4 protein-coding genes are annotated in these 2,690 nt (G+C 41.1%); all 4 read left to right on the top strand.

All coding sequences use genetic code 11. The features are described 5' to 3' along the window. The first annotated feature begins 45 nt into the window (after window positions 1–45). Window positions 46–669, top strand: a complete 624-nt coding sequence (locus ACFIMQ_RS09125; RefSeq protein ID WP_375703902.1) for a lambda exonuclease family protein — start codon at window positions 46–48, stop codon at window positions 667–669. 108 nt (window positions 670–777) lie between these two features. Next, entirely contained in the window at window positions 778–1,323 is a 546-nt protein-coding gene (locus ACFIMQ_RS09120; protein ID WP_375610752.1) for a hypothetical protein, read from the top strand. A 124-nt stretch (window positions 1,324–1,447) separates the two neighbouring features. Then, window positions 1,448–1,696 (top strand): hypothetical protein, encoded by a 249-nt coding sequence (locus ACFIMQ_RS09115; RefSeq protein ID WP_015857131.1) that lies wholly within the window; start codon window positions 1,448–1,450, stop codon window positions 1,694–1,696. Window positions 1,697–1,698: 2 nt separating this feature from the next. Next, a partial coding sequence (locus tag ACFIMQ_RS09110; protein ID WP_375703901.1) for a tyrosine-type recombinase/integrase occupies window positions 1,699–2,690 on the top strand: 992 nt, incomplete at its 3' end.

The following is a 2,690-nucleotide window of genomic DNA, read 5'->3' as shown; positions in this document are numbered from 1 at the left end:
AAGATATTGAATATGCACCAACTCAACAACAAACGGCGGTGTGAAATGGAACAAAGAACAGCACAATGGTTTCAAGCGCGCTTAGGAAAAGTCACTGCTTCAAACGTTTACAATATACTCAGTAAGACAGCAAAAGGTTTGCCTACAAGCAAATATGAAGACTACAAAATCAAACTCATAACAGAACGCTTAATAGGTGAAATAAGCCAATCTTATACAACCGCGGCTATGCAATGGGGCATTGAACATGAAGAGAATGCCTTGAGAGAATATGAATTCATTTATGACGCAGAAGTCACAAGATGCGGGTTTATCCCCCACCCAAAAATGGAAATGGCGGGGGCTAGTCCTGATGGGTTCATTGGAGAGGACGGTTTAATCGAAGTCAAATGCCCACAATCAACCACGCATTTGCGCTTCTTTATATATGACGAAATCAAGCCTGAATATATCGCACAAATGCAATTCCAAATGGCGTGCACAGGACGCAAATGGTGTCATTTCATGAGCTATAATCCAAACTTTGTAGGCAGATCTACTGGTTTGAGAATGAAAATCAAACGCATCAACCGTGATGAGCAATACATTGAAGAGATTAATAAAGCTGTCGAAATCTTTTTAGGGGAAATAGAACAAGAGATGCAAAAGATTTTGGCAAAAGCTGCTTAAACCTATGGGGGTGCTCTCTCCTCCCCGCACCCCCACCCTTCTTAACACTTTCAAGTAATGCGTGATTCACGCCACGGGTGGATTGTACGCAAATCAAGGAAATAAACCATGGAAAAGAAATACGAACTGACAGATGAAACAATCGAAGTTGGGCGCAAAACGCTCCGCCGCATTCGTGCATTGAGAGATTTGGGGGACGTCAAGAAAGGTGATCTTGGCGGCTATATCGAGAAAGAAGACAATCTAAGTCATGATGGCAATTGCTGGGTTGGGGGTTATGCCAAGGTTTATGATGATGCTAAGGTTTACGAAAATGCACATGTTTACGGTTATGCCGAGGTTTACGACAATTCTCGTATTTATGGCAAAGCAGAAGTTTTCGATGAACCATGCATTTACGGTCATGCAGAAGTTTACGGTGATGCATATATTTGCGGTGAACCGAACGTTTTTGATAATGCAGAAGTTTATGGCAATGCACAAGTTTACGAAGAGGCATACATTTACGATAGGGCGCGTGTTTACGGCAATGCACAAGTTTACGGTGATGCGCATATTTACGGTCATGCAAAAATTTACGGTGATGCATGTGTATGTTGGAACGACTGGATTGATGACGATAGAAGAATCTCAACTAGAGAAAAAACCAGATGAGAAAATAACGAACGACTAATCTTATAGTATCTCTATAAGCCGTTTCTAGCAACAAAAACAAAGATTTTAACACCAGCGTGATTCACGCCACGGGGGAATTACATCTCAATGAAGGGGAATAAACATGCCACACCGCCCACCTACTATCACGCAACCAGCTATTGCTCGTGCTTTAAGAGAAGCTAAAAAACAAGGATGTGAACTCATAGAAATCAAACCTACAGGGGAATTATTAATTCATATCAATAAAACCATAACACCAACAACGACAGATAATACTTATAGCATTGACGATTTTCCACCACTTGAAAACGAGCAAGAAGACTACGAGACCAGCAAAAGTTGCCCCTCTGTCGACGGTATAAAGTTTTAGCCATGCCAAAACGCCGTCCGCCGCATCTTGTTCGTGAACGTACACGCCATGGTAAAGTTATATGGTATATACGTATTGGTCATGGACCACGGTTTCGGATTGAAGGAACCTATGGAACGCAAGAGTTTGTTGATAATTATACGCTGGCTATTAAACAAGCTCAAAATGGCTCCTCCAAAACAAAGAGGCGTACCAGACTCACAGAAGGGTCTTTCGATTGGTTGTTGCATCAGTATTTACAAAGCATGCAATGGCATAATCAATCAGAATCTACTAAAAAAGTTAAATATCGAATTCTGAATAATGTTTCTAAACATATCGGTGATCGTGCATATAAAAGCATAAACAAACAACACATTCTTGAAGCCGTAGACAGAAGGCGAGAGACCCCCGCGGCGGCAAAACATTTTTTGACCTCTTTAAACGGTCTCTTTAATTGGGCGGTTGATAATGCCCTTTTAAATAGAAATCCTGCCTTTAATATAAAAGCACCAAAATCTTTAAACAGTGAGGGATTACTGCCATGGCTAGAAGAGGACATAGACAAATATTATCACCGTTGGTCACATGGTACACATGAACGCGTCTGGATTGATGTTCTTCTTTATACAGGCTTGCGTCGTGGTGATGCCGTTCGTATCGGCTGGAAAGACGTCAAAGATAATATCATTTATCTCAAAACAGAAAAGAGCCAATTTAAAACAGATGTTTTTCTTCCTATTTTACCAGAACTAGAGGAAACCCTTAAAATTGGTCCCATAGGTAATGAAACATTTATTTGTGGTAAAGGTGGAAATAAGCTTGTCAAAGAAAGTTTTGGCAACCTCTTTCGTGAAGCATGTAATGCAGCAGGGATTAAAAAATCAGCTCACGGCTTGCGAAAATTAGCAGCAACACGCGCCGCCAATGCTGGTGCTACAGTTTCCCAAATGAAAGCGCTTTTTGGCTGGTCAGAAGACAAAATGGCATCTCTTTATACCAAAACAGCCGATAG

Source organism: Bartonella sp. AD13SXNS (genome assembly GCF_042196465.1).
Taxonomy (GTDB): Bacteria; Pseudomonadota; Alphaproteobacteria; order Rhizobiales; family Rhizobiaceae; genus Bartonella.
The sequence above is the reverse complement of the archived record's forward strand: the minus strand, read 5'-3'. Positions and strand labels throughout refer to the sequence as shown.

Bases quoted from the DNA above. Each gene is read 5' to 3' on its own strand.
- ACFIMQ_RS09120 (WP_375610752.1), top strand. From the start codon at position 778: ATGGAAAAGAAATACGAACTGACAGATGAAACAATCGAAGTTGGGCGC.
- ACFIMQ_RS09125 (WP_375703902.1), top strand. From the start codon at position 46: ATGGAACAAAGAACAGCACAATGGTTTCAAGCGCGCTTAGGAAAAGTC.
- ACFIMQ_RS09115 (WP_015857131.1), top strand. From the start codon at position 1,448: ATGCCACACCGCCCACCTACTATCACGCAACCAGCTATTGCTCGTGCT.